The organism is Dactylosporangium sp. NPDC051485 (genome assembly GCF_040682015.1).
Lineage (GTDB): Bacteria > Actinomycetota > Actinomycetes > Mycobacteriales > Micromonosporaceae > Dactylosporangium.
The window spans coordinates 1-24,152 of sequence record NZ_JBFAZW010000033.1 but is presented as its reverse complement, the minus strand read 5'-3'; the positions used below and the strand labels follow the sequence as shown (position 1 = coordinate 24,152).

General features: G+C 72.1%; 21 protein-coding genes. 5 read left to right on the top strand and 16 right to left on the bottom strand.

Translation table 11 applies throughout. From position 1 onward, the window contains the following. Position 1 precedes the first annotated feature (1 nt). Both AB0M46_RS20285 and AB0M46_RS20280 read left to right on the top strand, forming a co-directional pair. A complete protein-coding gene (locus AB0M46_RS20285) occupies positions 2 to 916 on the top strand; it encodes an ABC transporter ATP-binding protein (RefSeq protein ID WP_363338063.1) in 915 nt (304 codons plus the stop codon). Beyond that, the gene (locus AB0M46_RS20280) at positions 913 to 1,626 is read left to right on the top strand and encodes an ABC transporter permease subunit (RefSeq protein WP_363338062.1); all 714 of its coding nucleotides are present in this window, start codon (positions 913 to 915) and stop codon (positions 1,624 to 1,626) included. Before AB0M46_RS20285 ends, AB0M46_RS20280 begins: the two co-directional genes overlap by 4 nt. Before the next feature lie 50 nt (positions 1,627 to 1,676). Here AB0M46_RS20280 and AB0M46_RS20275 read toward each other — a convergent pair whose 3' ends face one another. Further along, complete coding sequence (locus AB0M46_RS20275) at positions 1,677 to 2,186, bottom strand: hypothetical protein (RefSeq protein ID WP_363338060.1); 510 nt, start codon at positions 2,184 to 2,186, stop codon at positions 1,677 to 1,679. Continuing rightward, positions 2,186 to 2,731, bottom strand: a complete 546-nt coding sequence (locus AB0M46_RS20270) for an RNA polymerase sigma factor (protein ID WP_363338058.1) — start codon at positions 2,729 to 2,731, stop codon at positions 2,186 to 2,188. Before AB0M46_RS20270 ends, AB0M46_RS20275 begins: the two co-directional genes overlap by 1 nt. A 6-nt stretch (positions 2,732 to 2,737) precedes the next feature. Between AB0M46_RS20270 and AB0M46_RS20265 the strand changes: the two genes are divergently transcribed. Beyond that, on the top strand, positions 2,738 to 4,225 hold the full coding sequence (locus tag AB0M46_RS20265; RefSeq protein ID WP_363338056.1) for an MFS transporter: 1,488 nt from the start codon (positions 2,738 to 2,740) through the stop codon (positions 4,223 to 4,225). Here the strand turns inward: AB0M46_RS20265 and AB0M46_RS20260 are convergent. Both AB0M46_RS20260 and AB0M46_RS20255 read right to left on the bottom strand, forming a co-directional pair. Then, positions 4,188 to 6,326 carry a transglycosylase domain-containing protein gene (locus AB0M46_RS20260; RefSeq protein WP_363338054.1) on the bottom strand — a complete coding sequence of 713 codons (2,139 nt, stop codon included), beginning with the start codon at positions 6,324 to 6,326 and terminating at the stop codon, positions 4,188 to 4,190. The two genes, AB0M46_RS20265 and AB0M46_RS20260, sit on opposite strands and share 38 nt — an antisense overlap. A gap of 83 nt (positions 6,327 to 6,409) precedes the next feature. Continuing rightward, on the bottom strand, positions 6,410 to 6,847 hold the full coding sequence (locus AB0M46_RS20255; RefSeq protein ID WP_363338052.1) for a GtrA family protein: 438 nt from the start codon (positions 6,845 to 6,847) through the stop codon (positions 6,410 to 6,412). Positions 6,848 to 6,972: 125 nt separating this feature from the next. Between AB0M46_RS20255 and AB0M46_RS20250 the strand changes: the two genes are divergently transcribed. Then, on the top strand, positions 6,973 to 8,535 hold the full coding sequence (locus AB0M46_RS20250; RefSeq protein WP_363338050.1) for a DUF2142 domain-containing protein: 1,563 nt from the start codon (positions 6,973 to 6,975) through the stop codon (positions 8,533 to 8,535). An 83-nt stretch (positions 8,536 to 8,618) separates the two neighbouring features. On the opposite strand, the gene AB0M46_RS20245 is transcribed toward AB0M46_RS20250, so the two are convergent. The 3 genes from AB0M46_RS20245 to AB0M46_RS20235 all read right to left on the bottom strand — a co-directional run bounded on the left by AB0M46_RS20245 (position 8,619) and on the right by AB0M46_RS20235 (position 13,117). Next, positions 8,619 to 10,631, bottom strand: coding sequence for a cell wall-binding repeat-containing protein (locus AB0M46_RS20245; protein ID WP_363338048.1), 2,013 nt, complete (start codon positions 10,629 to 10,631; stop codon positions 8,619 to 8,621). A 441-nt stretch (positions 10,632 to 11,072) separates the two neighbouring features. Then, positions 11,073 to 11,828 (bottom strand): 3-ketoacyl-ACP reductase, encoded by a 756-nt coding sequence (locus tag AB0M46_RS20240; protein WP_363338046.1) that lies wholly within the window; start codon positions 11,826 to 11,828, stop codon positions 11,073 to 11,075. Beyond that, positions 11,825 to 13,117, bottom strand: coding sequence for a hypothetical protein (locus tag AB0M46_RS20235; protein WP_363338044.1), 1,293 nt, complete (start codon positions 13,115 to 13,117; stop codon positions 11,825 to 11,827). Before AB0M46_RS20235 ends, AB0M46_RS20240 begins: the two co-directional genes overlap by 4 nt. An 84-nt stretch (positions 13,118 to 13,201) precedes the next feature. Between AB0M46_RS20235 and AB0M46_RS20230 the strand changes: the two genes are divergently transcribed. Next, a complete protein-coding gene (locus tag AB0M46_RS20230) occupies positions 13,202 to 13,567 on the top strand; it encodes a hypothetical protein (RefSeq protein WP_363338042.1) in 366 nt (121 codons plus the stop codon). A 41-nt stretch (positions 13,568 to 13,608) separates the two neighbouring features. On the opposite strand, the gene AB0M46_RS20225 is transcribed toward AB0M46_RS20230, so the two are convergent. The 9 genes from AB0M46_RS20225 to AB0M46_RS20185 all read right to left on the bottom strand — a co-directional run. Then, complete coding sequence (locus AB0M46_RS20225; RefSeq protein WP_363338040.1) at positions 13,609 to 15,192, bottom strand: polysaccharide deacetylase family protein; 1,584 nt, start codon at positions 15,190 to 15,192, stop codon at positions 13,609 to 13,611. Positions 15,193 to 15,216: 24 nt separating this feature from the next. After that, a complete protein-coding gene (gene wecB, locus AB0M46_RS20220) occupies positions 15,217 to 16,389 on the bottom strand; it encodes a UDP-N-acetylglucosamine 2-epimerase (non-hydrolyzing) (protein ID WP_363338038.1) in 1,173 nt (390 codons plus the stop codon). Between the two features lie 99 nt (positions 16,390 to 16,488). Then, positions 16,489 to 17,799, bottom strand: a complete 1,311-nt coding sequence (locus AB0M46_RS20215; protein ID WP_363338036.1) for a glycosyltransferase — start codon at positions 17,797 to 17,799, stop codon at positions 16,489 to 16,491. Positions 17,800 to 17,804: 5 nt separating this feature from the next. Then, positions 17,805 to 17,972 carry an LPXTG cell wall anchor domain-containing protein gene (locus AB0M46_RS20210; protein WP_363338034.1) on the bottom strand — a complete coding sequence of 56 codons (168 nt, stop codon included), beginning with the start codon at positions 17,970 to 17,972 and terminating at the stop codon, positions 17,805 to 17,807. A 213-nt stretch (positions 17,973 to 18,185) separates the two neighbouring features. Beyond that, the gene (locus AB0M46_RS20205; RefSeq protein WP_363338032.1) at positions 18,186 to 18,944 is read right to left on the bottom strand and encodes a serine/threonine-protein kinase; all 759 of its coding nucleotides are present in this window, start codon (positions 18,942 to 18,944) and stop codon (positions 18,186 to 18,188) included. Between the two features lie 254 nt (positions 18,945 to 19,198). Next, positions 19,199 to 19,870, bottom strand: a complete 672-nt coding sequence (locus AB0M46_RS20200; protein ID WP_363338030.1) for a hypothetical protein — start codon at positions 19,868 to 19,870, stop codon at positions 19,199 to 19,201. Positions 19,871 to 19,886: 16 nt separating this feature from the next. Beyond that, on the bottom strand, positions 19,887 to 21,155 hold the full coding sequence (locus AB0M46_RS20195) for a hypothetical protein (protein ID WP_363338028.1): 1,269 nt from the start codon (positions 21,153 to 21,155) through the stop codon (positions 19,887 to 19,889). After that, positions 21,152 to 21,847 (bottom strand): ATP-binding cassette domain-containing protein, encoded by a 696-nt coding sequence (locus AB0M46_RS20190; RefSeq protein ID WP_363338026.1) that lies wholly within the window; start codon positions 21,845 to 21,847, stop codon positions 21,152 to 21,154. Before AB0M46_RS20190 ends, AB0M46_RS20195 begins: the two co-directional genes overlap by 4 nt. A 238-nt stretch (positions 21,848 to 22,085) precedes the next feature. Further along, the coding region (locus AB0M46_RS20185; protein WP_363338024.1) for a helix-turn-helix domain-containing protein at positions 22,086 to 24,152 on the bottom strand (2,067 nt) is incomplete at its 5' end.

The window sequence follows — 24,152 nt, the reverse complement described above, 5'->3', positions numbered from 1 at the left end:
CATGAGCACCGTCGAGCTGCAGCACGTTTCGCGGTGGTACGGCAACGTGGTCGCCGTCAACGACGTCACCATGACCCTGGGCCCGGGCGTCACCGGCCTGCTGGGCCCCAACGGCGCCGGAAAGACCACCCTCCTGCACATGATGTCCGGTTTCCTGGCCCCGTCGCGCGGCAGCCTGACCGTCGACGGCGCCCCGACCTGGCGCAACCCCGACGTCTACCGCACCCTCGGCCTGGTCAGCGAGCGCGAGTCGGTGCACGGCTTCCTCACCGGCAAGGAGTTCGTGCTCGCCAGCGCCAAGCTCTTCCGCCTGGCCAACCCGCAGGAGGCGGCCCGCCGGGCGCTCGCCCTGGTCGAGATGGAGCCGGCCCAGGACCGGCGGATCGACACCTACTCCAAGGGCATGCGCCAGCGCATCCGGGTCGCCGCCGCGCTCGTGCACGAGCCCAACGTCCTGCTGCTGGACGAGCCCTTCAACGGCATGGACCCGCGGCAGCGCTTCCACATGATGGACCTGCTGCACAAGATGGGCGACGACGGGCGCACCGTGCTGTTCTCCTCGCACATCCTGGAGGAGGTCGAGCAGGTCTCCGGCACCGTGCAGGTCATGGTGGCCGGCCGCCTGGCCGCGTCCGGCGACTTCCGCACCATCCGCCGCCTCATGACCAACCGGCCACACGTGTTCACCATCCACTCCAGCGACGACCGCCGCCTGGCCGTGGCCCTCATGGCCCAGGCCTCGGTGGCCGGCGTCGACATCGACGCGGCCGGCCTGCAGGTGCGCGCCTCCGACTACGGCACGTTCACCCGGGCCCTGCCGCGCATCGCCCTCGCCGAGGGTGTGCGGGTGCGCCGCCTCCTGCCGGCCGACGAGTCCCTGGAAAGCGTCTTCTCCTACCTGGTGGGTGCCCGATGAACGCCACGATCGCCATGATCACGACCCGCGGCCTGCTCGGCCGCCGCCGGATCTGGCTGCTCGTCCCGCTGCCCCTGCTCCTCATCGGCCTGGCCCTGCTCGTGCGTGCCTTCGGCCCGCCCCCGGCCGAGTGGGGCGAGCCCGTCATCGGCGGCCTCGGCATCACCGCCATCCTCCCCGTCATCGCCCTCATCGTCGGCACCGGCGTGCTCGGCTCCGAGGTCGACGACGGCACCATCACCCACATCCTGGCCAAGCCGCTGCCCCGCTCGGAGATCATCTTCACCAAGCTCGGCGTGGCCACCGGCATCACCGCCCTCTTTGCCGGCGTGCCGCTGTTCGTCGTCGGCCTGATCGCCGGCGAGCCCGCCCTGGCCTTCGCCCTCATCGTCGGGGCCGTGATCGGCGCCCTGGCCTACTGCTCGCTGTTTCTCATGATGAGCGTGCTGACCCGCCGCCCGGTGCTCGTGGGCCTGGCCTACGTCGTGCTGTGGGAGGGGGTGCTGGGCAACATCCTGACGGGCACGCAGAAGCTGTCCATCCAGCAGTACGTCCAGGCCATCGTCGACTACCTGGCCCCCACCGACCTGCTGCAGGGCCGCGTGTCCGTCCCGGTGAGCTTCGTGATGGCCGGCGTCTTCGTCGTCGCCTCGACCGCCTACGCCATCCAGCGCCTGCGCACCCTCTCGGTCGCCGGCGAGACGGGCTGAACCACCGGCCCACCAGGCCGGCCGGCCTGGTGGGCCCGCGGTCCGGGCGGTCAGGACATCCGGGGCAGGCCCAGGCGCAGGCAGGTGCGCTCGTCGCCCGGGAACACGGCGGCGATGCCGTTGGGCAGGGTGCAGGCGGTCAGCGGCGGGACCGGGTACTCGCGGCCGTCCTCGGCCGGGGGGTTCGGCTGCAGCTGGCCCGGCCGCAGGAGGCCGATGCGCCACAGCATCGCGCAGACCTCGACCGGTGACGGCGACGCCTGCGGGCGGCCGTCCGCGGCCTGGGCCTGGCCCGCCGTGGTACCGAAGAAGCTGCCGTCGCGCTCCTCCAGCGAGGCCACGGTGTAGCAGCGGACCTGGTCGGTGACCTCCGGGGTGGCCCACTGGCGGTAGGCGAGGGCGCCGGTGCTCAGGGCCAGGGCGGCGCCCAGGCCGGCGCCGAGCAGCAGCCGGGAGCGGCCGCGGGCGGGGGCGGCGGTCACGTGGTGCTCGATGCGCGCGGCGCGGGCGGCCAGGCGGTCCGGCGGGATCTCGCGCTCGCGGGGAAGGTCGAGCCGCATCAGGTGCTCCTCTCCAGGTCCAGCAGGTCCGGCCGCCGGCGCAGGCGCGCCTTGGCCCGGCCCAGCCGCGAGGCGACCGTCCCCTCGGGCACGCCCAGCGCGACGGCGGCCTGCTGGTAGCTCAGGCCCGACATGACGATCAGCGCGACCACGTCCTGCTCGTCGCGGCTCAGCCCGGACAGCGCGGCCAGGACGTGGCGCATCCGCCGCTCGTCGTCCAGGCGCTCGGCCACGTCCTCGGCGTGGTCGGCCTCGGCGGCGACCCCGGGCAGCCGGTACAGCGCGGTCGCGTAGCGGCGGGCGGCCCGCCGCTGGTTGCGGGTGACGTTGGTGGCGATGCCGAGCAGCCACGGCAGCAGCGAGCCGGCCGCGTCCGTCACGGCGGCCTCGCGGCGGCGCCAGGCCTCCAGGAAGACGATCGACGTGGCGTCCTCCGCGGCGCTCCACGAGGCGAGGCGGCGGAAGCAGTGGTTGTAGACCGGCCGGGAGTAGCGCCGGAAGAGCTCGCCGAACGCCGCTCGTCCCAGCAGGTCGAGGTCGGTCATACCTGTATGTGTCCGCAGCCCGGGGGCGCCATCCCGGAAACTTTGCCACCCGCGGGCGCGCAGTGGTTGGGTGTGAACGTGCATCGGGTGTACAGCGTGGTCGTGTTCATCATCCTGGCCTCGCTCGACAATGTGGCCATCGGCCTGGTGCCCCCGCTCTACTCGCCGATCAGCCGGTCGCTCGGGGTGGGGGAGGGGGCCCTCGGGGTGGTCACGGCGATCAGTTACCTCGTGACCGCGGTGGCCGCCGTCGCCTGGGCGTACGCCGGGGACCGCACCGACCGCAAGCCGGTGCTCATGATCGGCACGCTGCTGTGGGCGGCCGGGACGTGGGCGACCGTGCTGGCCAGCGGCTACTGGGGCTTCCTCGCCGCCCAGCTGCTGGCCGCGCTCGGGCTCGGGGCGGTCGGGTCGGTTGGGTTCTCGGTGGTCAGCGACCTCATCTCGCCCCGGCGGCGCGGGCTGGTGATGAGCCTCTGGGGGCTGTCGCAGGGCGTCGGCACCCTCGCCGGGGTGCTGGTGGCCAGCCAGCTCGGCGGCCGCGACTGGAGGACCCCGTTCTACGTGCTCGCCGGGCTCGGGGTGGTGGCCGGCGTCGCGTACTTCACCACCGCCGACATCCGCCGCGGCCAGAGCGAGCCGGACCTCGCCGCGGTGTTCGCGGCGGGCGAGGAGTACGAGCACCGGATCTCCCGGGACGACCTGCCGAAGATCGCCGCCCGGCGGACCAACGTGTGGCTGGTCATGCAGGGGCTCACCGCCCAGGCGGCGTTCGGCTCGCTGGTCTGGCTGCCGCGGCTGTTCCAGGCCAAGGCGCAGGCCCAGGGCTACGACGAGCAGAGCGCGATCGCGATCGGCGGCGTGCTGGCCACGCTGTTCCAGCTCGGCGGGGTGCTGTCGATCGTCGGCGGGCTGCTCGGGGACCGCTGGCAGCGGCGCGACCTCGGCGGGCGGGCCAAGGTGGCGGCGATCGGCATCCTGGCCGGCGTCCCGCTGTACGTCGTGCTCTTCTTCGCCCCGCTGACCCTCCCGCCGCCGTCGGGCAGGCCGGCCGCCGCGCTGGTGCTCGGCTCCCTGTTCACCTCGCCCGGGCTGCTCGGGGCGTTCCTGCTGGCCCTCGTCGCGCTGGCGCTCACCTCGGCGAACTCCCCGAACTGGTTCGCGCTCATCGCCGACGTCAACCCGCCGGAGCACCGCGGCACGGTGTACTCGATGGGCAACCTCGTCAACGGGGTCGGCCGGGCCGCCGGCAACGGGGTCGTCGGGGCGGTGTTCGCGGCCCTCGCGCGCAGCTTCCCGCCGCCGGCCAACCTGGCCATCGGGCTCGCCGCGTTCCAGGTGTTCTTCATCCCGACCGGGGTCATGTACTGGCTCGCCGCCCGCACCGCCCCCGCCGACATCGCGGCGGTGCACGCCCTGCTGCGGGCGCGCGCCGCCGCGGAGACCCCGGCGGAGCTTACGAGCCGAACGCCATCTGATGGCTCGGCGCCGTGAAGTCCTCGACCTTCAGCCCGTTCATCGCCGCCTTGAGCGTGTCGGCGACCGCGGTGTTCACCACCGGGTGCGACATGACCTTGTTGGTCTGCGGGTTGTCCGGGTCGGTGAGGATCCCGGCCACCGCCAGCTGCGGGGTCATCGCGATGAACGTGGCGCTCCTGCCGCTGTCGGTGGTGCCGGTCTTGCCGGCGACCGGGCGGCCCACCTGGTCGCGCACGCCGGTCGCCGTGCCGCTGCCGGGGCAGGCGTTGTACGCGGACTGGTCGCCGACCGGGCAGCGGGCCATGTCCACGGCGGCGCGGGCGATGTCCGGCGCGACCACCTGGCGGCACCGCGGCTGCCCGGCGTCGACCTTGTTGCCGTGCAGGTCGTGGATCTCGACCACCGGGGTCGGCGCGCAGTAGACACCGTCGGCGTCCAGCGCCGCGTACGCCCCGGCGAGGTCCAGCGGGGTGGTGTCCGTCACGCCGAGCGTGAACGCGCCCCACGTCTTGGCGTTCTTGGCGTAGCCGGCGTCCTGCGGCGAGCGGAACTGGATGCCGAGCCGCTTGGCCACGTCGACCACGTGGTCCGCGCCGACGCGCTGCTCCAGCGGCACGAAGTAGGTGTTGAGCGACATGCCGAAGCCCTGCCACATGTTGAACGTGCCGGTCGGGTCGCCGGTGGAGTTCTTCGGGCAGTAGTGCGGGCCGTTGCAGGCGGCCGGGCTCTCGGCGTTGAGCGGGTAGTCGGAGACGAACTGCGCCTGCACGTCCTCGGTGTGCGCCAGCGGCAGCCCGGCCTCCATCGCCGCCACCGCCGTGAAGATCTTGAAGGTGGAGCCGCCCTGGTACCCCGGCACGTCCGGCCCGCCGGTGATGAGCGGCACGGTCGTGTTGGGGTAGTTGCCCTTCTGCCCCTTCCGGGCGGGGCTGGTGCTCGCCCCGTTGTGCGTCTGGTCGTTGCTGAAGTTGCGGTTGGTCGCGAGCGCCTGCACCCGCCCGGTGCCGGGCTCCACCGCGGCGATCATGACCGCCTCCGGGTTGCCCATCCCGATCTTCTCGCCGCCGAGCCCCGGCTGGTCCTGGGCGTACTTGAACGCCGCCGCCTGCGTCTGGACGTTGAGCGACGAGACGATCGTGTACCCGCCGGAGCGCAGCCGGTTCTCCCGCTCGAACGCGTCGGCCCCGAACGCCGGCTGCTCCAGCCACCAGCGCCGCAGGTAGTCGCAGAGGAAGCCGGCGCCGAGTTCGGGCCGCTGCACCGACGCGCACCCCTCGGGCGTGCGCTGCCCGACGATGGTGAGCTTCTCCGCCTTGGCCTGGTCCCGCTGCTGGGCCGTGATGTAGTGCATGCTCACCATCTGGTCCAGCACGTACGTCTGCCGGCCGAGCGCCTTGGGCAGCCCGTCCGGCGTGGCGGGGTCGTTGGTGGAGGGCGCCTTGACCAGCCCGGCCAGCAGCGCCGACTCGCCCAGCGTGAGATCCTTCGGCGCCTTGCCGAAGTAGACCTGCGATGCCGCGTAGACGCCGTAGGCGCCGTGGCCGAAGGCCGAGATGTTGAGGTACCGCTCCAGGATCTGCTGCTTGGTGAGCTTCTTCTCCAGCGCCATGGCCAGCTTCATCTCGCGCAGCTTGCGCCCGGTCGTCTTGGAGGTCGCGTCGAGCACGTCCTGCGGCGACTGCGCCGAGTAGGCGGTCGCCTGCCGCACGTACTGCATGGTCAGCGTCGAGGCACCCTGCTGGTCCCCGCCGTTCTCGTTGTTGACGAACGCCCGCGCCACGCCCTTGAGGTCAACCCCCTGGTGCTCGTAGAACCGCGTGTCCTCGGCCGCCACGATCGCCTGCGTCACGAACGTCGACATGTCGGCGATCGGCACGTCGCGGCGGTTCTCGTCGTACATCATGGCGAGCAGCGTCGCGCCGTCGCTGGCGTAGATGTAGGAGATCTGCGGTGAGGGCAGCACGTCGAGGTCGGTCGGGAGATCTTCGAAGGTATCGGCCCCGCTCTTGGCGGCCAGCCCAGGGAACACGGCGGCGGCCACCACCACCCCGGCGAACAGTCCACAGAGCAACAGCGATGCGAGGGCCTTGACGGCTACATGTCGACGCGGGCGCACTCTATTAGGCGTACCCGAGCGTGGCCGCGGTGGCACGTGAAAAATGACACCGAGCCCGATGACAACCGATATGCCGGTTCACGTCAACCCCGCTGCTCTCTGAAGACCCACAGCCGGTAACCGACGTAGTTGCCGCCCGACGCCACGGCCAGCGTGATGAGCTTGGCGACGATGAAGTGGAGGCCGAGCTCGTTGAGGGCCCACACCGACAACGTGGTGAACGCCCAGTTGCCGCCCGCGAGGATGGTGTAGCGGACCAGCTGGCGGGTCGTGAAGCCGTGGCTGCTGAACGACCAGAACTTGTTGAGCGCGAAGTTGGCGAAGAACGCGGCCATAACGGACAACAGCGTCGCCGGGGGTAGCGCAAGGTGCAGCATCGTGTGCAGCACCCACAGCAGGGCGGTGTCCAGCGCCGCGCTGAGGCCTCCCGTGGCCAGGAACCGCAGCAGGCTGTTGTTCAGTGCCCGGCGACCAAGGCTCACTGACCTCGATCTGGCCGGCACGGCCACGTTGTCGCTCACGGGCGCGGAGTCTAGTCGGCCCATCGGCCCCTGCGCACGCCTGGATGCTGGACGGCGGGTAAGCGGGAGGTAAAGGCAGCTTTTCGGATGGTGCTTACCCCTCGCCCCTCGATTACTCTCACGGCGTGCCCAGGCTCCGCACTCGCCCACGGTTCAGCAGCCGCACCCTGCTGGCCCTGTTCTTCGTCGGCTACTTCGCCGTGGCTGCGGGCTGGGCTCTCGCCACACCCTACAACGGTGCCGCCGACGAGCTGCCCCACGTGGTCCGGGCGGCCGGCGTGGTGCGCGGCCAGATCGCGCCCGCGCCCGTCGACGCGGTCTCCGGCACCGGCGCCTACCAGACCGTGCCCAAGAGCCTCGTGCGGCCCAAGTGCTGGCAGCAGCAGCCGACCGTGCCGGCGTCGTGCGACCACTTCAACCACGACGACCGCACCCCGGTGCGCACGCCGACCACCGCCGGGCGGTACAACCCGGCGTACTATGCGGTCGTCGGCCTGCCGCTGCTGATCTGGCCGTCGATGAAGGGGCTCCTGCTGGCCCGGCTCATCGACGCCGCGCTGGTGGCCGGCCTGCTGACGCTTGCGTTCTCGGCGGTCCTGCGCTGGTTCACCAACCGGGCCGGGGTGGCCGCGATCGTCCTGATGACCACGCCCACCGTGCTGAGCCTCGCCGGGGCCGTCAATCCGTCGTCGGTCGAGATGGCGGCCGGCATCCTGCTGTTCGCCGCGCTGATACCGCTCGCGCACGGCAAGCTGGCCGCCGAGCCGCGGATGGTCCACTACGCCGGCGTCGCGTCGCTCGTGCTGCTGACCGTCCGGGCGGCCGGACCGCTGTGGCTCGCCGCGGGCGCCTTCGCGCTGCTGGTCCCGAACCGCTGGGCCCATATCCGCGCGTTGCTGCGGATGCGCACGATGCAGATATGGCTCGGCGTGCTGGCCGCGGCCGGTGTGGCGTCGCTGGCGTGGACGCTGGCCATGCGGACGCTGTCGCTGATGTACATCGACCCGCAGAGCCCGCCGTTCACGTACAAGCAGGCGCTCGAGGTCGTGGTGCTGCAGCAGTGGGGCACCTACCTGCAGCAGATGGTGGCGGCCGTGTCGTGGCTGGACGTGCCGATCCCGACGTACGTCTTCGCCGTGTGGCTCGTCGCGCTGGGCGGCCTGCTGATGCCCGCGCTCGTCGTCGGGCCGGTCCGGGACCGGTACCGCATCGTGATCATGGTCGTCATCGCCTGGACCGTCCCGACGATCACCGACCCGGTCAACGCCAACCTGCACGGGTTCCCCACCCAGGGCCGGTACCTGCTGCCCCTGTTCGTCGGGGCCCCGCTGCTGGCGGCGGAGATCCTGGGCCGCGAGGGCGTGCTGACCGCCGCGCGCAGCCGGACGATGGCCGGCTGGATCGCCTTCGTCGTGATGCCGGTCGTGCACCTGACGGTCCTCGCCGCCACGATGGTCCGCTGGCAGTCGGGCATCGCGCCCGACCCGATGCGGCCGCACTTCAACCCCTTCAACGGGGTCTGGCATCCGCAGGCCGGCTCCGTCGTGCCGTTCGTCGCCGTGGTGCTCGGCCTGGTCGCGATCGCGCTGGCGAGCTGGGTCGCGACGAGCCCCTCCGGGACCCGGGGGAACGCCGCCGACGAGACGGTCGAGCTGCCGGCGTTCCACTCGTCCCTGAGCGTGGCCTGAATCCCGCGGAACGAACCTGAATCCCACGGAACGAAGAAGGGCCGCGGCTTCGCGCCGCGGCCCTTCTGTCGTTTCCGGCCGGATTACCGGCTGGCCTGCACGCCCTTGGCGTTGAGGCCCGGGGCCTTGTCCTGCTTGGCGGCCAGGCTGTTGGCCTTCGGCGCCGTTGCCGCGAGCGACTTGGCCTGGGCCTTCGGCTGCAGCGAGTTCTCCGGCGTGGTCTCGCTGGTGGTGTAGTGCCCCGGCAGCGAGAAGGCGTTGCCGAGCTGCGGGACGAGGTTGGGCGACAGGGCGTTGGGACCGCCGATGAGCACCACGTCGACCACGCCCGCCGAGTTGGCGGACAGGTAGTCCGAGACCTGGTGGTCCAGGCTGTTCGGGAGCGTGAGCAGCAGCGGCCCGTAGTTCCCGCCGATCATCGCACCGCCGGTGAGGGCGTCGTACCACGACGTCATCGTGGCGATGCCGACCGTGCGCGGCGAGCCGAAGAAGAACTCCGCGATGAGCTGCGCGGTGTCCTGCGCGAACTGGCCGATGATCGGCCAGTAGTGGATCTCGTCGGGCCAGTTCGGCAGCTGCCCGCGCATGTAGCCGCCGATCACGGCCCGGTCGCCGGGGCCACCCGCGGTGACGATGTCGACCTGGTCCGGGTTGAACCGGTTGAGGTACGCCGCCGTCTCGGCCGGCAGGGTGTCGCCGGCGGTCAGCACGATGACGGTGCCCGGGTTGGCGCCCGCCGCCGCGCCCGCGGCGAGGGCGTCGTAGTAGTTCAGCGCGGTGGACACGATGATGGTGTCGGGCGTGGTGGTGATCGCGTTGGCGACGGCGATCGCCGTGTCGAAGAGGCTGTTGCCGGCGACGCGGTGGGTGGTGAACCCGATGCTCTGCAGCCGGCTCTCGATCGGCGTGGGGATGGCGTTCGGGCCGCCGAGCAGGTAGACGTCGCCGGAGGTGCCCAGCACGCGCTTGATCTCGGCCTCGACGCTGGCCGGCAGGCCGTCGCGGGGCGTGATGAGCAGCGGGGCCTGCTTGTTGACGGCGAGCGCCGAGCCGGACAGGGCGTCGTAGTACACGTCGTTGCGGGACAGCACGACGGCCTTGGCCTGCGTCCGCGCCTTCTCCGCGAGCCCGTGGTTGGCGAAGTTGTACCGCGACGTCGCGATCGCGGTGTCCAGGGCCGTCTGGCCCCACACCCGCTCGACCAGGCCCGGCTTGATCGGCTGCCACGCCGGGTTGGCGCCGGTGGCGACCACGGGCGCGACGGCCTTGCTCGCCACGACGATCTTCTTGATGCCGGTGGCGCTGCCGTTGCTGGCGGCGCTGGCGAACAGGATCGACGCGCCGTCCGGCGACCACTTCGGCTGGACGTTCCACGCGCCGGCCTCCGCCTCGGTGGTCAGCTGGACGGGGTTGGAGCCGTCGCTGCCGGCCAGCCACAGCTGGGCCTTGCCGTTCGCGCTGTCGCTGCGGACGAAGACGACCTGCGAGCCGTCGGGCGAGATGTCCGGGTCCCAGCCGTTGGTGATGATCTGCTGGGGCCCGTTCTGGTTGTCGAAGCGGACGATCGCGCGGGTGTCGACGTTGCCGCCCTGGTCCCAGAAGATCGTGCCGTCCACGGACACCGTCGGCCGGTCGATCGAGCCGCCACCGTAGAGCGGCACCGAGTCGCCCCAGTTGGCGCCGGTGCCGGCGTAGCGCAGGCCGCTGTCGCTGCTGAAGAGGACGAAGCGACCGTCCTGGCTCACCGTGACGTCCCGCACGTACACGCTCGGCTTCGCCAGCAGTCGCAGCCAGCCCGAGCCGTCGGCGCGCACGGAGTTCAGCTGGACGCCGCTGGCGTAGAAGTACCGGCTGCCGTCCGGCGCCCATTCACCGCTGCCGGTGACGCCATTGGCGAGCACGCGCGCGTTGGCCCCGTTCGAGTCCGCGATGTAGACGGTGCCGCCGACGCTGTATGTGATGCGGCCCGGGTCACCGGGGACGGTGGCGGAGGCGGCCTGCTCGGTCGCCGACATGATCAGCGGCGCGGCGGCGGTCGTCGCCGCGGTGGCGGCCGCGGCCCGGAGCACAGAGCGCCGGGTGAAAGTGGATGACAACGCGTTTTCCTCCCCGAGAAGGTGGTGAACCCCGGGCTGCGGCGGCGGGTGATGCGGCCGCGCCGAAGGCAAGCCGCAGTGTAAGACGAGTCGTGCCCGCTCATGTGCCCCGAAACGTGCCGCATCGCGGGGCGGGACCGCGCGGCGGTCGGTCCGGATTGTTCGGTATGCGATCGATTGCCGGAAATACCGGGCCGTCCGGCCCGCGAATTTTGAGGCGCCGCTTTGGTCCAAGCGTGTCAATGCGGTGACATTCCGTATGTGAGCCTGGCAAATGCCCAGGTGGCGCCCCATGTCGGCGGGTGATCCCGAAAATTTGCTGCGCATTAAGCCGGGACCCGGAAAATTGTCCGAACGGTGGAGGTCGCTCCGGCTGTCAGCGGCCGGGCGGTGAACGGCGGCGCCTACGATGCGTGCGCCGCCGCTCGCCCTGGGTGTCGGCTACAGGGTGCGGAGGTGGAAGCCTCCATCGACGTCGATAACTTGCCCGGTGGAGAAGGGCAGCAGGTCCGTGGCGATCGCCACCACCGCCCGGCCCACGTCGTCGGGGGTGCCCCAGCGGCGGATCGGGGTCACGCCGTCGGTGAGGATCAGCCGGTCGTACTTCTCCCGCACCCCGCCCGTCATGTCGGTCTCGATGATGCCCGGGCGCACCTCGTAGACGTTGATGCCGTGCTCGGCCAGGCGCGCGGCGTACAGCTTCGTGAGCATCGACAGCCCGGCCTTCGTGATGCAGTAGTCGCCGCGGTTCACGCTGGCCGTGTAGGCGCTCATCGACGAGATGGTCACGATCCGGCCCCGCGTGCCGGCGGCGATCATGCGGTTGGCGACCAGCTGGGTCAGGAAGTACGGGCCCTTGAGGTTGATGCCGACGAGGCGGTCGAACGACTCCTCGCCGGCCTCGAGGATGTCGGCGCGCACCGCCGGGGCCACGCCGGCGTTGTTGACGAGCAGGTCGATGTCGCCGAAGGCCCGGTAGGACTCCTCGACGAGCCGGGCGCGGTCCTCGCGCAGCGCGAGATCTCCCTGTACCACCGCGGCCCTTGCTCCTCGCTTCGCCACCTCCGCGGCGACCTCCTGCGCGGCCGCCGCGTTGCTCGCGTAGTTCACGACGACGTCGAAGCCCGAGCTGGCCAGGCAGAGGGCGATGCCGCGGCCGATACCCCGGGAAGCGCCCGTCACGAGGGCCGCGCTCATGCGACACCGCCGAAGAAGGTGTAGTACGGGCCGTCGTCCAGGCGCAGCAGGTACACGCCGAGTTCCCGCAGGTGGTAGTCGCCCCACATGCTCGACTCCCCGTTCGGCACCGACTGCCCGGCGTGCACCTGGTCCCAGCCGTTCGGCCGGTGGTACACCGAGTGCAGCAACAACCCCTGATGCCCGGGGTCGGCGGCGAGGTACGGCTCGTCCAGCAGCGTCCGGGCCACCGTGAGTCCCGCCTGGACATACCGGGCGTCCCCGGTACACCGCCCCAGCCGCAGCAGGCCCTGGGCCGCGATCGCCGCCGCGCTCGAGTCGACCGGCTCGTGGGCGTTGTACGGGTCGGCCGGCGCCGACAGGTCCAGGTGCGCCAGGCCCGGGGCGCCGGTGTCCCAGTAGGGCACCCCGTCGGCCGCGGCCGCGTGCTCGATGTAGAAGTCGCAGGTGGCGCGGGCCGCGTCGGCGAACACCGGGTCCTCGTGGAACTCCAGCAGTTCGGCGAAGCCGAGCATCGCCCACGCCAGGCCCCGGGTCCAGGTGGAGAACGGGGAGTACCCCTGCTGCGTGCCCGGCGCCCGGAAGCGCCCGTCGTTGACGTTGAACAGGGCCTCATGAGCCGTCCGGCCGCGCACGTCGTAGGCGTCCCGGCCGGTGCCGGGGTAGACGTTGTACCGCGCGGTGTTGTGCGCGTGCTGCGTGAGCCGTTCGAGGAGGTCGATGCGCTCGTCGTGCTCGCCCATGAGCGGGTGGCCGAGGGCGTGGGCGAGCGCGAGCGAGCGGCACGAGCGGATGGTGTCGACGAACAGCGACTGCGGGCCGTTGAACGAGTAGATGTAGCCGGTGCCGTCCTCGGTGCGGGTCCAGCGGGCGGCCTGCACGGCGCCGGAGACCTTCAGGGCGAGGGTGGTGGCGGCGACGTCCCGCTCGTCGGTGCGGCCCTCGCGGGCCAGGCGCAGCAGGGCGCCGTACGTGCTGACGTTGTTGAACCCGTGGTCGTGCACGCCGACGTGGCTGACGTGCGGGGCCATCAGCCGCGCGGTCTGCTCCCGGCCGAGGTCGAGGAAGCGCTCCTCGCCGGTGGCGTCGAACTGCAGCAGGGCCGCGCCGACCTGGAAGCCCTGCGTCCACTCGGTCCAGCCGCGCGCGGTGTAGCGCCCGTCGACGGTGAACACGGGGGAGCCGTCCGTGACGTGCAGCCCCAGGATCTTGCCGGCGGACAGCGCGAACATGCGCTGCACCGCGGGGCGCAACGCCTTCGCCGTGAGACCCTCGTCGATCCTCAACATGACCGGATGGTACCGAGGAAAGCCCTTTCCTGGAACCCTGGCCCGACGGCGGGGACGCGGCGAGCGCGTGGGAGGATGTCCGCGATGGACGACATGGCGGTGGAGGGCGTCGCCGAGCGCTGGGTCGCGGCCTGGACCGCGGGGCGCACGAGCGACCTGTTCCGGCTGATGGCCGCCGCCCCGGCGATCGAGTCCAACCTCGACCCCGACGGCGACTTCGTCGAGCTCATGACCGGCTACGCGGCCGCCGTGGAGGGCATCGCCGTGTTCGCCCGCACCGTCGTCGAGCGCCGGGTCGCCCTCGTCTACGACTGCACGCTGCGCGGCGAGACGTTCCGCCTGGCGGAGTTCCTCACGGTCAGCGAGGCCGGCCTCATCACCGGGATCCGCCGCGTCTACGACCTCGACGCGATCGAGCGGCTCATGCCGCACCTGCTGCTGGAGGCATGAAAAGGGCCCCCCGAGCGGGAGGCCCCTCTCCTTACGGCGGGTCAGCCGGTCATCGCCGCGGCGGCGACGAAGGTGTAACCCAGGCCCTGGATGCCCTCGACCGTCTGCCGCAGGTACGAGGTGCCCAGGTACGGGTGGTAGAAGAAGCTCGCCACCCCGTCGCGCACCGCCAGGTTGGCCTTGGCGTTGGCGACCAGGTCGGCCGGCAGCACCGCCGGGTGCTGGTTGAACGGCTCCGGCTCGATGTTGCCGATGTTCTCCGGGATCACCGTCGAGCCGTAGACGTCGCGGACGGTGTACGGGAAGAACTGGCCGACCATGTGGGCGACGCTGTTGTCGACCGCGGCGCCGGACAGCACGCCCGGGAAGTACAGGCCCCGGTCGTAGCGGACGCCGAACAGCGTGTTGAAGGTCTTGTAGTCCAGCGCGCTGGCCGCGTAGTGCGGCGGCTCGAAGATGGTCGGCTGCGACAGGCCGGCCTGCTGCCAGTCGGTGCGGGAGGCGGTGACCCGGGCGGTCACGCCGGCCGCCGAGTCGTTGCGCACCGGGCCGTCGTAGATCACGGCGTCGCCCGCGTCCACGTGGGCCCGGAAGAACTCGAAGTCGTTGGCGCTCACGCCGTCGTAGGGGTTGTTCAGGCTGTCGAGCTGGTGCGTGTAGCCGTGCATGAGCAGCGTGCCGCCCTTGCTCTGCATGTACTTCAGGGCGCTGACCACCAGTGGCCGCTGGCGCAGCGTGTAGTCCTCGGCCTTGCCATGGTTGTTGACGCCCTTCGGGTCGCGGTAGCGGCTGTAGACGGCGACGGTGAACGGGACCTTCCGGCTCGACAGGTAGTCGGCGATCGCCCGCAGCTGCGCCGGGTCCGCGTCCGGGCCGACGTCCTCGATGCGCACCAGGGCGCGGTGGCGGGCCGCGGTCCGCGGGGCCAGGGCGTCGTAGAGCAGGTCGGCGAAGGCGAGGTACCGGTCGTTGGACGTGATGTAGGAGAACGGCAGCTCGCCGATGTAGGTGAGGTTGCCCGACCGCACGCCCCAGGGGAACTTCGAGCCGTCCGGGCGCACCGCGTCGGCCACGCTGACCGCCTTGGCGGTGTCGTAGATGACGGTGTCCATGATGCCGGCGTTGTTGCGGGTGTCGCGGGTCAGCGCGGTGCCCTTGTAGTCGACCTTGGCCACCGCGGAGGTGTCGAAGCCCTTCCAGGTGTACCCGTACCGGCTCGCGAAGTCCGCGGAGCGCGCGGTCAGCTGCCAGATGTTGTCGTACAGCCACAGCACCGGCTTCGTGGTGCCCAGCACGTCGTCGAGGAACGCGGCCGGGATCGGCTCGTCGTAGGTCGAGCCGACGTAGACCACGGCGCTGTACTTCGACAGCTCCCCGGCGGTGTAGCTGTCCACCGGGTGCGCGGTCCACGCCCCGAAGTGCGAGACCAGGTTCGTGGCCATCATCGCGTAGTCCTCACCGAGCCACGAGTAGGCGCCGGTGCTGTCGTACAGGACCAGCGTCTTCGTCGAGGCGCTGGAGCCGGGGGCGCCGGCGCCGGAGGCCACCTTGGCGGTGCTCGCCGCCGCGGCGGGTGCGGCGACGCCGAGCACCGCGGCGAGCACGAGGGCGATCAGAGCTGACAACTTGCGCATGGAACAGCACACCAATCAGACGAGCGAGGCGGACGTCGGCATGGGGGAGGGGAGCTGGGCGAGGCCGAGCATGGCGGCGACGGCCTGCTCGGTGCGCTGGGAGGCGAGGCCGTCGCCGTACGGGTTGCCGGAGGCGGTCATCGACAGCCGCAGCATCGGGTCGTCGAGCAGCCTGGCCGCCTCGGCGACGATGCGGTCCTCGTCGGTGCCGACCAGCCTGGCGCAGCCGGCGTGCAGCGACTCGACCCGCTCGGTGACCTCGCGCAGCACCAGCGCGGGCACCTTGAACGACGGGGCCTCCTCCTGGATGCCGCCCGAGTCGGTCAGCGCCAGGTAGGCGTGCGAGAGCAGGCGGGCCAGGGCCGGGTACGGCAGCGGGTCGGTGACCGTGACCCGCGGTACGCCCGCCAGGCCCCGCTCGACCTGGGCGCGCACCGCCGGGTTGGCGTGGGCCGGCAGCACGACCCGGATGTCCGGGTACGCCTCGACCAGCCGGCGTACGGCCCGCAGGACGCGCTCCAGCGGCTCGCCCCACGACTCGCGGCGGTGCGCGGTCACCAGGACCAGCCGGGCCCTGCCGTGCTCGGCGGCGTCGACCGCGGCGGCCACGCCGGCGTCGTCGAACGGCAGCTCCTTGGCCGCGATCTCCAGCGCCGCGTCGACGACGGTGTTGCCGGTGATGAGCACGTTGGACGGGTTCACGCTCTCGTCGAGCAGGTTCGTCGCGGCGAGCGCGGTCGGCGCGAGGTGCAGCGCGGCGAGCTGGCCGACCAGCTTGCGGTTGGCCTCCTCCGGGAACGGCGAGTCCAGGTCGCCGGAGCGCAGGCCGGCCTCGAGGTGCACGACCGGGATGCGCCGCCAGAACGCGGCCATCGCCCCGGCCAGGGTCGTCGTGGTGTCGCCCTGCACGATGACGGCGGCCGGCTCGCGGGCCTCGAGCACCGCGTCCAGCTGCTTGATCATCTCGGTGAGCAGCTCGGGCTGGCTGCCGGTCACCCGCTGCAGTGGCAGGGTCACGTCGGCCTCGGCGCCGAACGCCGCCAGGGCCTGGGTGACCATGGCCGGGTGCTGGCCGCTCGCGACGAGGACGGGGGTCAGGCGCCCGGCGGCGCGCATGGCGGCCGCGACGGGGGCGAGCTTGATGGCCTCGGGGCGGGTGCCGGCGATGAGGAAGACTTCAGGAAGCATGTTGCGTCACCTTGACGATCACGCCGCATCCGTGCGGAATTTATCCTGGTTGGTGCGTCTTGTTTGGTGCGTCTTGTGTCGGGCGTCTTGCCGGGCGGGCTACGCCGCGGCCGGCTCTTCGGCGAGCCGCTCGGTCTTGGCCCAGGTCTGCCGGCGGCTGATCTGGCGGCCGATCGCCCGCCAGGTGGCCACCAGGCCCAGGATCAGGAAGAAGGGGTACGCCAGCGCCGCCTTGAGCAGCGTCGGGCCGGTCTCGTCGCGCAGCTGGATGCGGTGCACTGCCGCCCAGGCCAGGCCCGGCGCGGTCATGCCGACCGCCCAGAAGACCACGACCTTGCCCAGCTCCGGCCAGGAGTGGATCACGAACGGCTCGCCGTGGCCGGGCAGGAGCCGCCACGTCGCGTACGCCCACACGCCCAGCACCGCCGCGGTGCCGAACGCGTTCAGCCACGGCGCGAGCAGGTAGTACAGCATCTCCAGCAGCGCGTGGTTGCGGATGCGCCGCGAGGCGATGAGCCGCGGCACGTAGGCGACGCACTGCAGGTTGCCCTGGGCCCAGCGGGTGCGCTGGCGGACCAGCCGCCGCACGTCGACCAGGCCCTGCTGCTTGACGTGCGCCAGGGAGGTGTAGCGGATCCGCTCGCCGCCCAGGTGCATGCGCAGCCCCAGCTCCAGGTCCTCGACCAGGCAGTGCGACCAGGGCGCGTCGCCCAGCCGCATGAGCGAGGCGAGCCGGGCGAACTGCCCGTTGCCGCCCAGCCCGACCGTGCCCGCCGCGTCGCGCAGCAGCTGGCTGGCGTTGGCGATGGCGGCGAACTCGAGGTCCTGCACGGCGCCCAGCGCCCGGTCGCGGTTGTGGATGCGCACCCGGACCTGCACCGCGCCGACCTCGGGGTCGCGCATCAGCCGCGAGACCTCGCACAGCAGGTTGCCGCTGCCCCGGCCGTCGCCGTCGATGACGCCGACCGCGACGCGCTGCGGGTCCTCGCCGCCCGCCAGGGAGAGGTCCCGGATGGCCCGGAAGGCCGCGTTGAGCGCCTCGCCCTTGCCCTTGCGGGCGTTGGGGAAGTCGCGGCGCAGCACCGTCAGGCCCGGGTGATCGATGGCGGCCAGCACGTCCGGGGTGCCGTCGTCCGATCCGTCATCGACCACCAGGACTCTGGTGCGGGTGCCCTCCGGCCCGGCCAGCGCCAGTGCCGCGGCGACCGTGCGGCCCACCACCCGCTCCTCGTTGAGTGCGGGGACGACGATCCAGAAGGTCAGTGGCTCCTCGCCGTTCGGCGCGATGGCGTCGTGCCGCCGGCGGCGGCCCGCGGTGGCCGCGTCCCTGGCTGAGAACGCGACCAGGGCCAGGTTGTACGCCGGCCACAGCGTCAGCAGCGCGAAACCGACCAGGAGGATCGCCGTCATGGACGTCAGGCGGCGTTGCGGTTGAAGCGGGAGGCCCGCACCATCAGGAAGCCGGTGACGACGAGCGCGATGCCGGCGACGACGATGGCGAAGACCGGGCTTCCGGTGACTGGCAGCGATCCGGCGGCGGCCCCGCCCGTCACGACCACGCCGGTGACCTTCGTACCTGACATGACAGCTTCCCCTCGGCTCTTGCATTGGTGGTGCCGGTCGGCTCCTTGCCGGCAACCGTCCTGCACCTTGTCCGAGAAGCTTGTCTCGCCGCGGCGGCGATTACAACGGGTGATGGGGTCACCGGACGGAAGTCCGACCGAGCACCCGACAGAGCCTTTACGCAGGTAAAAGTCGGCAGTTACACACCGTGATTGAACGGTGTGCCGTAGCTCTCAGTGAAGACTCCTGGCCGTTTGCCAGTCGGTGGCGAGCTCGGCCCACAGCGCCAGCGCGACCGCGGCGCTGTCCGGCCGCTCGTCGGGCCGCTTGGCCATGCACTGGCGGCACAGCTCGGCCACGGACCGTGGCAGGCCCGGCGTGAGCACCACCGGCGTCGGGGCGGCCTGCAGCAGCCGGGCGCCGGGCGCGTGCGGGGAGCGGCCGGTGAGCATGTGGTACAGCAGCACGCCCAGCGCATACACGTCCCAGGCCGGCGCATGCTGGACCCGGACCGCCGAGGGGTGCGCGAAGGGCACCGCCAGCCCGAAGTCGATGATCTTCACCCCGGCCGTGGTGAGCATGACGTTGTCCGCGGTCAGGTCCCGGTGCGCGATGCCCCGCCGGTGCGCGACCGCGAGCAGCTCGGCGATCGAGGCGGCGATCTCCACCGCCCGCGGCCAGGGCAGCGGCCCCTCCGCCAGGCGGGTGGCCAGCGGCACCCCGTTGAGCAGCTCCATCGCGACCGCGGGGACGGACGCGCCCTCGGCCTCGATCTCGCCGTGCGCGAACACCTTCGGCACCGCCGGGTGCCGCATGCGCTGCATGAGGTGCGGCTCGCGGCGGGCCGCCAGGCAGGCGCGCGTGTTGCTGGCGAAGGCCGGGGCCAGGACCTTCAGCGCGGCCGGCCGGATCTCCTCGAGGTCGACGGCCTCGTAGACCAGCGACATCCCGCCCCGGGCGATCGGGCGGACCAGCAGGTAGCGCTCAAGCACCCTGCGGCCAACCTCGATCCCGGACACAAACGACGACTATTCCCTATTCGGGCCGCCCAGCGGTAGCCCCAGCGACGCTTGCCACAGCCCGTTCAGGCCGAATTGCAGGCGCTTTAAGCATGATCGAAACCCATAGTTGACATCGCGGTAACTCGTCGCTCAGGTCTTCCGCCGACGGCTTCTGCGCCCGCCTGCGCCACCCTGCTGGTTCCCCGGCGCTCTGGTTCCCTGGCTTCAGCCCCGCGTTTCGCCGGCTAGCCATTGTCGTTGCTGGCCTCCACCTCGTTCCGGCCGGCGCCTGTGGGGGCAAGGCGCGACGGCCAGTGGACTCGGCGCAGTGCGTGGCCTCGCCACGGGGTGGCACGAAACGCGGCGGCGGCGATCAGTGTCGACGCGGCCGCCAGTAACCAGGGCACGGGCGCGTTGGCGGGCTGGTCGGGCCAGTTCCACCAGCGGGCCGCACCGTCGTGGCCGTGACCGTAGTAGATCAAGGGGAACAGTGTGGAGACCGGCAGGACCCACGACAGCCGCCAGCCGAACGAGCGTCCTGAGACGACTGCGGCGCAGCCCCAGATCAGTGCGGACCTGGCGCCCGCACCGGCCGGTCCCGGCCCCGCCGTGGCCGCTTCCGCGGTCCACATGAGCGCGGCGGCGGCGAGTATCGCGGTGACGACGTGGGCGCGTTCGAAGCAGCGCAGCCGCATGCCGCCCATGCGTTCAAGGTTCTCCATCGTGCTGTACATGCTGGCGACAGCGAGAGCAGCGACAGCCGCCGGCAGTTCCTGCCGAAAGGGCACGACGGTGAATCCGGTGCCGGTGGCTGCTGGCATCGACAGGTTCCAAGCCCCGACCACCAGGTCGGAGGCCGCGATGAGCGCGGCGCCCGTCAGGGTCCCGACCAGCCGGTGCGCGCGGGCGTAGCGCAACCAGTCCGCTCGGCGCTCAAGCACAGGGCGTCTCCCGGATCGTCGTCAGCCGCTGCCGTACCCACTCGATCTGCTGCTGTTCGGGCGTGTCGATCAGCCGGCCGACAGCGGCGACATCGACGCCGGGTGGCCCGCCGTGCACGTCGGCGGGGCGCTGGGCACCGTTGATCCGTGCCTCCAGCCAAGTGTCGAGCTCGAAATAGGCGTGCGTACGACGGTCCTCGGCGGCTGCATCGGCAGCCGGACAGAAGGTGGTGATCGTCGCGTTGACGATCGAACCGACGAAGTTCGGCGAGATCGACCAGAGGCTGCCCTCGATGACCTCGAAGTCGTCGTCGCCGCGTCGCTCCTCGCGCAGCCCGCGCTCGAAGAACGTGCTCGGCACGACGAACATCCCCGGCGGCAACGTACGGATCCGGGCCAGCATCGCCTCGATCTCCGGCAGGTACTTGCGGTCCTCCGGCCACAGGCAGACGTTGGGGGTGCCGGTCGAGCACAACGGCCTCACCGCCACCCGTTGAACCCGCAGCGGATCCGCGACCGCGAGCGACTGCAGCGCCCACAACAACGTCGCCAGAGCGGTGCCACCGGCGAGTAGCTGCACCGGTCGCAGGTAGCCACCAGGCCGCGCCCTCGGCGCCAGCGTCGGCACGAGGACCGCGACCGCGGCGACGGCGAACGCGCAGGCAAGCCGCGCCTCAAGAGCCGACCGGGTGACCTGCAGCTGCGGACCGGCGGACAACACGCCGAAGGCGAACGACCGTGATTCCTGCAGCCAGCCGACGAGCAGGAAGCTGGCGATGGCGCTGATGACGGGCGGCCAGATCCGCGAGCGCGACCAGCGGCCGAACACATGGCCTGCCGCGGCACACCCGACGATGACGGCCAGCCCCAGGAGCAGGTAGCTCGGCCACAGGAAACCCGGGCCGGCCTGGCGGACCGTGACGGCCGCGGCGGCCACAATGCCGACGAGGTACGCGGCGGCGCCGTACGTCAGCGTCGCAGCGAACTGGACGAGCTCTGCCTGCCACATCGGACGGGCGGCCGCGCCGGTCTGATCGGTGAGGCCGCGACGGTTGATGCGCCCGGCCGTCCACGCGGCCGCACCGGCGAGTATCGGCCCTATGAACTGGGCCGGGATCTGCGCCGCGGCGCTCGCCTGCGGCCAGACACCGATCCAGTACCGGCTGCGCCCGAACAGCGCCGCGAGGTCCACGAGCAGCAGCAGCGGAAATACCCACCGCAGCGGTGACCTGCGCACCTCAATCCAGAAAATCCGGGTCATGCGCGCACCGCTTCCCCGGACAGCACGGTCATGTAGCCGCGTTCGATCGGGCTGTCACCGACGGCCGCGGGGTCCGCCGCCGAACTCAGCGCCTCCGGACCGCCGCGGAAGACGACGGCGCCGGCGTTCATGACAGCGACATCGTCACAGACCGCGGCCACGTCTTCCACGAGATGGGTGCTGAGCACCACCGCCCGGCCCGCCAATGACCGGATCAGCGCCCGGAACTCCAACCGCTGCGCAGGATCCAGGCCCACGGTCGGCTCATCGAGCAACAGCAGCCGAGGCTCGCCGACGATCGCGCTGGCAATACCGGCCCGGCGCAACATCCCGCCGGAGAGCGCCTTCATCAGCGCGTCTCGCCGATCCGCCAGCCCGACCGCCTCGATCGCATCGAGCGTACGCCGATGCGCATCCACCCGCCGCACCTCCCGCAACCACGCGGCATACCGCACGAAGTCGTACACCGTAAAGCCCGGGAAATACCCGAAGTCCTGCGGCAGATACCCGATGTTGCGCCGCGCACGCCGCGCAGTGCGCTCAGACCGGACACGCTCGCCGAGCACCGTCAGCGTGCCGCGCCGCGGCGGCAGCACGGTGGCGAGGGTACGCAGCAGCGTCGTCTTGCCCGCACCGTTCGGTCCCAGCAGACCCAGCACTCCCACACCGACGTCGAGATCCAGACCGGTCATGACACGGCGCTTGCCGTACCCCTGCACAAGCTGCGAGACACTTGCGACATTGTTCAACCCGGCGGCCTTTCCTCGACGACAGGCAGTTTGCGCGGAATCATTGAACGCGGTCGTACCCGGCCACGGAGAGCAAGCAGCCCATAACCCTTCACCTCACGGAGCGCGGCGCTCGACGCACGAACTCCAACGGCGTCGCACGGCGAGGGACTCGGCGAGCAGCCCGTCCGGAGCAAGAGACTCAGCGTTCTGGGGCGAGTCTGTGGCGCACCGCCCACAGCGCCGCCTCGGTACGCGACGCCGCCCCCGTCTTGCGCAACAGGTTCGACACGTGCACCGCCACGGTCCGGATCGAGATGCCGAGCGAGCTGGCGACCTGCTGGTTCGTCATGCCGGCGGCGAGGCAGCCGAGCACCTCGAGCTCCCGGGCGGTGAGGTCCCCGCCGGCCCGCAGGCTGTGCAGCAGCGTCTCCGCCTCGGCCAGCCGCCACCCGGGCCAGTGCGCGAGCAGGGCCACGGCCCGTTCCGCGTGCCGCCGGGCCTCGCCGGCCCGCCCGAGCCGTACCAGCGCGTGGGCGACCGCGGTGTGCACGGCGGCGTCCTCCGGCCGCCCGCCGGCGTTGTGCTCGTGCGACATGTCGGGCGCTGCGCGCCACGACATGTCGGATTTATCCCCCGGCAGGGGAAATTCGGGCATTCCCCGGCTGTGTATTCCCCGGCCCTGTATTCCCTGGCTCTGCATGCCCTGGCTGTGCATTAGCTGGCCCTGCATTCTCCGGCCCTGCGCTCCGCTCGCTGCACCACGTCCCTGGCCGCCGTCGTCGAGGGCCTCCGGCAGCAGGGCCACGGCCTCGGCGTCCCGCCCGGCGAAGACCGCGAGCAGCAGCCGCAGCCGCGCCGGCCGCTCGGCCACGTGCTCCTCGACCGTGGCCGCCGGCACCCCGCCGTGCAGGGCCCACCGCGCCGCCTCGGCCAGCCGCGCCGGGCCGCACCGCCCCACGCACTCCCGCAGCGCCTCGGCCGGGTCCGCCGGGTGCACCCCCCGCGCGGCCACGGCCACCCGCAGCACCCTGACCAGCCCCGAGTCCCGCCCCTCGGCGTCGGCCCGGGCCAGCATCCGCACCGCGAGCGGATCGTCCCCGCGCTCGAGGGCGAGCAGGCCGGCGTGGGCGATGAACCGTACCCGCTCGACCGGGTCCCCCTCGATCGGCAGCCGCGACCAGACCAGCGCCTCGGCCCGGGCGAGATCCCCGACCCGCACCGCGTGCGCGACGCCCAGGCTCGTGGTGCGCCCCGCGCAGAACTCCAGCCCGTAGCGCCCGATCGTCGTCATCGCCTCGTCGAACAGCCGCCACCCGAGCACGTCCCCGAGCCGCGGCAGGCTGACCGCCACCAGGGCGTGCACGGCCCGCCCGATCGCCACCGGATCGTGCTCCCGGCCCGCGATCTGCCGCGCGGCCCGCAGCAGCGCCACCCCTCGCTCGTGGCTGCCGGTCAGCGCGAGCGCGGTACCCAGGGTCACCGAGGCCCCGGCGATCCCCGCCCCGGCCCGCTCCGCCGCCGCCACCGCGGCCTCGGCCGGCGGCAGCGCCACCCGGGGCCCTTCCGTGCGCAGCACACGCTCCGCCTCCGCGACCCGCTGCCGGGCGCGCGACGCCGCCGAGCCCCCGGCCGCGGCGGCCCGGTCGAGCGACCGTCGATTCCCGGCCGCATCCCCGAGACACCACCGCACCGCCGCCAGCATCCGGTGCGCGTCGGCCACCTCGTCCGCGGCGCACACGTCCCGCTCGCCTTGCGGGCGGCCGGCGTCCCCTCCGGGCGGCCCGGGGACTTCGCCGGACAAGCCGAGCATTTCCGGAAGTCCGGGACTCCGCCCGATCGGCTCCGCGCCGGCGGTGGTCGGCTCCGGTGGGGTGCCGTGGCGGTGCGGGGCCTCGCGAAGTCCGGGGCCTGGCCCGATCGGCTCCCCGCCGGCGGTCGTGGGCTTCGGCGGGTCGTCGTGGCGCCGGGCGTTGGTCAGCTCCGCGCCGGCGGTGGTCGGCTCCGGCGGGGCGTCGTGGCGGTGCCGGGTTCCGTGAAGTCCGGCCGGCTCTGTGCTGGCGGCGGTCGGGTCCGGCTGGGCGTCGTAGCGGTGCGGGTCGTCGTGAGGTCCGTGGCTTTGGCCGGTCGGGTCCGGCGGGTCGTCGTGCGTGAGCGGGTCGTCGTGGCCGTGCCGGGCCTCGTTCAACCAGTCGGCGGCGTGGTCGGCGGCCAGGCCGAAGCGGGCGCTCACGAACGCGGCGGCGGCACCGGCGGCGGCCAGGGCCCG

What these genes read in the sequence shown, in the direction of transcription:
- AB0M46_RS20285 (WP_363338063.1), top strand. Translation starts at nt 2, where the DNA reads ATGAGCACCGTCGAGCTGCAGCACGTTTCGCGGTGGTACGGCAACGTG.
- AB0M46_RS20235 (WP_363338044.1), bottom strand. Translation starts at nt 13,117, where the DNA reads ATGTTGAGGATCGACGAGGGTCTCACGGCGAAGGCGTTGCGCCCCGCG.
- AB0M46_RS20210 (WP_363338034.1), bottom strand. Translation starts at nt 17,972, where the DNA reads ATGTCAGGTACGAAGGTCACCGGCGTGGTCGTGACGGGCGGGGCCGCC.
- AB0M46_RS20270 (WP_363338058.1), bottom strand. Translation starts at nt 2,731, where the DNA reads ATGACCGACCTCGACCTGCTGGGACGAGCGGCGTTCGGCGAGCTCTTC.
- AB0M46_RS20215 (WP_363338036.1), bottom strand. Translation starts at nt 17,799, where the DNA reads ATGACGGCGATCCTCCTGGTCGGTTTCGCGCTGCTGACGCTGTGGCCG.
- AB0M46_RS20190 (WP_363338026.1), bottom strand. Translation starts at nt 21,847, where the DNA reads ATGACCGGTCTGGATCTCGACGTCGGTGTGGGAGTGCTGGGTCTGCTG.
- AB0M46_RS20275 (WP_363338060.1), bottom strand. Translation starts at nt 2,186, where the DNA reads ATGCGGCTCGACCTTCCCCGCGAGCGCGAGATCCCGCCGGACCGCCTG.
- wecB (WP_363338038.1), bottom strand. Translation starts at nt 16,389, where the DNA reads ATGCTTCCTGAAGTCTTCCTCATCGCCGGCACCCGCCCCGAGGCCATC.
- AB0M46_RS20280 (WP_363338062.1), top strand. Translation starts at nt 913, where the DNA reads ATGAACGCCACGATCGCCATGATCACGACCCGCGGCCTGCTCGGCCGC.
- AB0M46_RS20195 (WP_363338028.1), bottom strand. Translation starts at nt 21,155, where the DNA reads ATGACCCGGATTTTCTGGATTGAGGTGCGCAGGTCACCGCTGCGGTGG.
- AB0M46_RS20230 (WP_363338042.1), top strand. Translation starts at nt 13,202, where the DNA reads ATGGACGACATGGCGGTGGAGGGCGTCGCCGAGCGCTGGGTCGCGGCC.
- AB0M46_RS20240 (WP_363338046.1), bottom strand. Translation starts at nt 11,828, where the DNA reads ATGAGCGCGGCCCTCGTGACGGGCGCTTCCCGGGGTATCGGCCGCGGC.
- AB0M46_RS20265 (WP_363338056.1), top strand. Translation starts at nt 2,738, where the DNA reads ATGTGTCCGCAGCCCGGGGGCGCCATCCCGGAAACTTTGCCACCCGCG.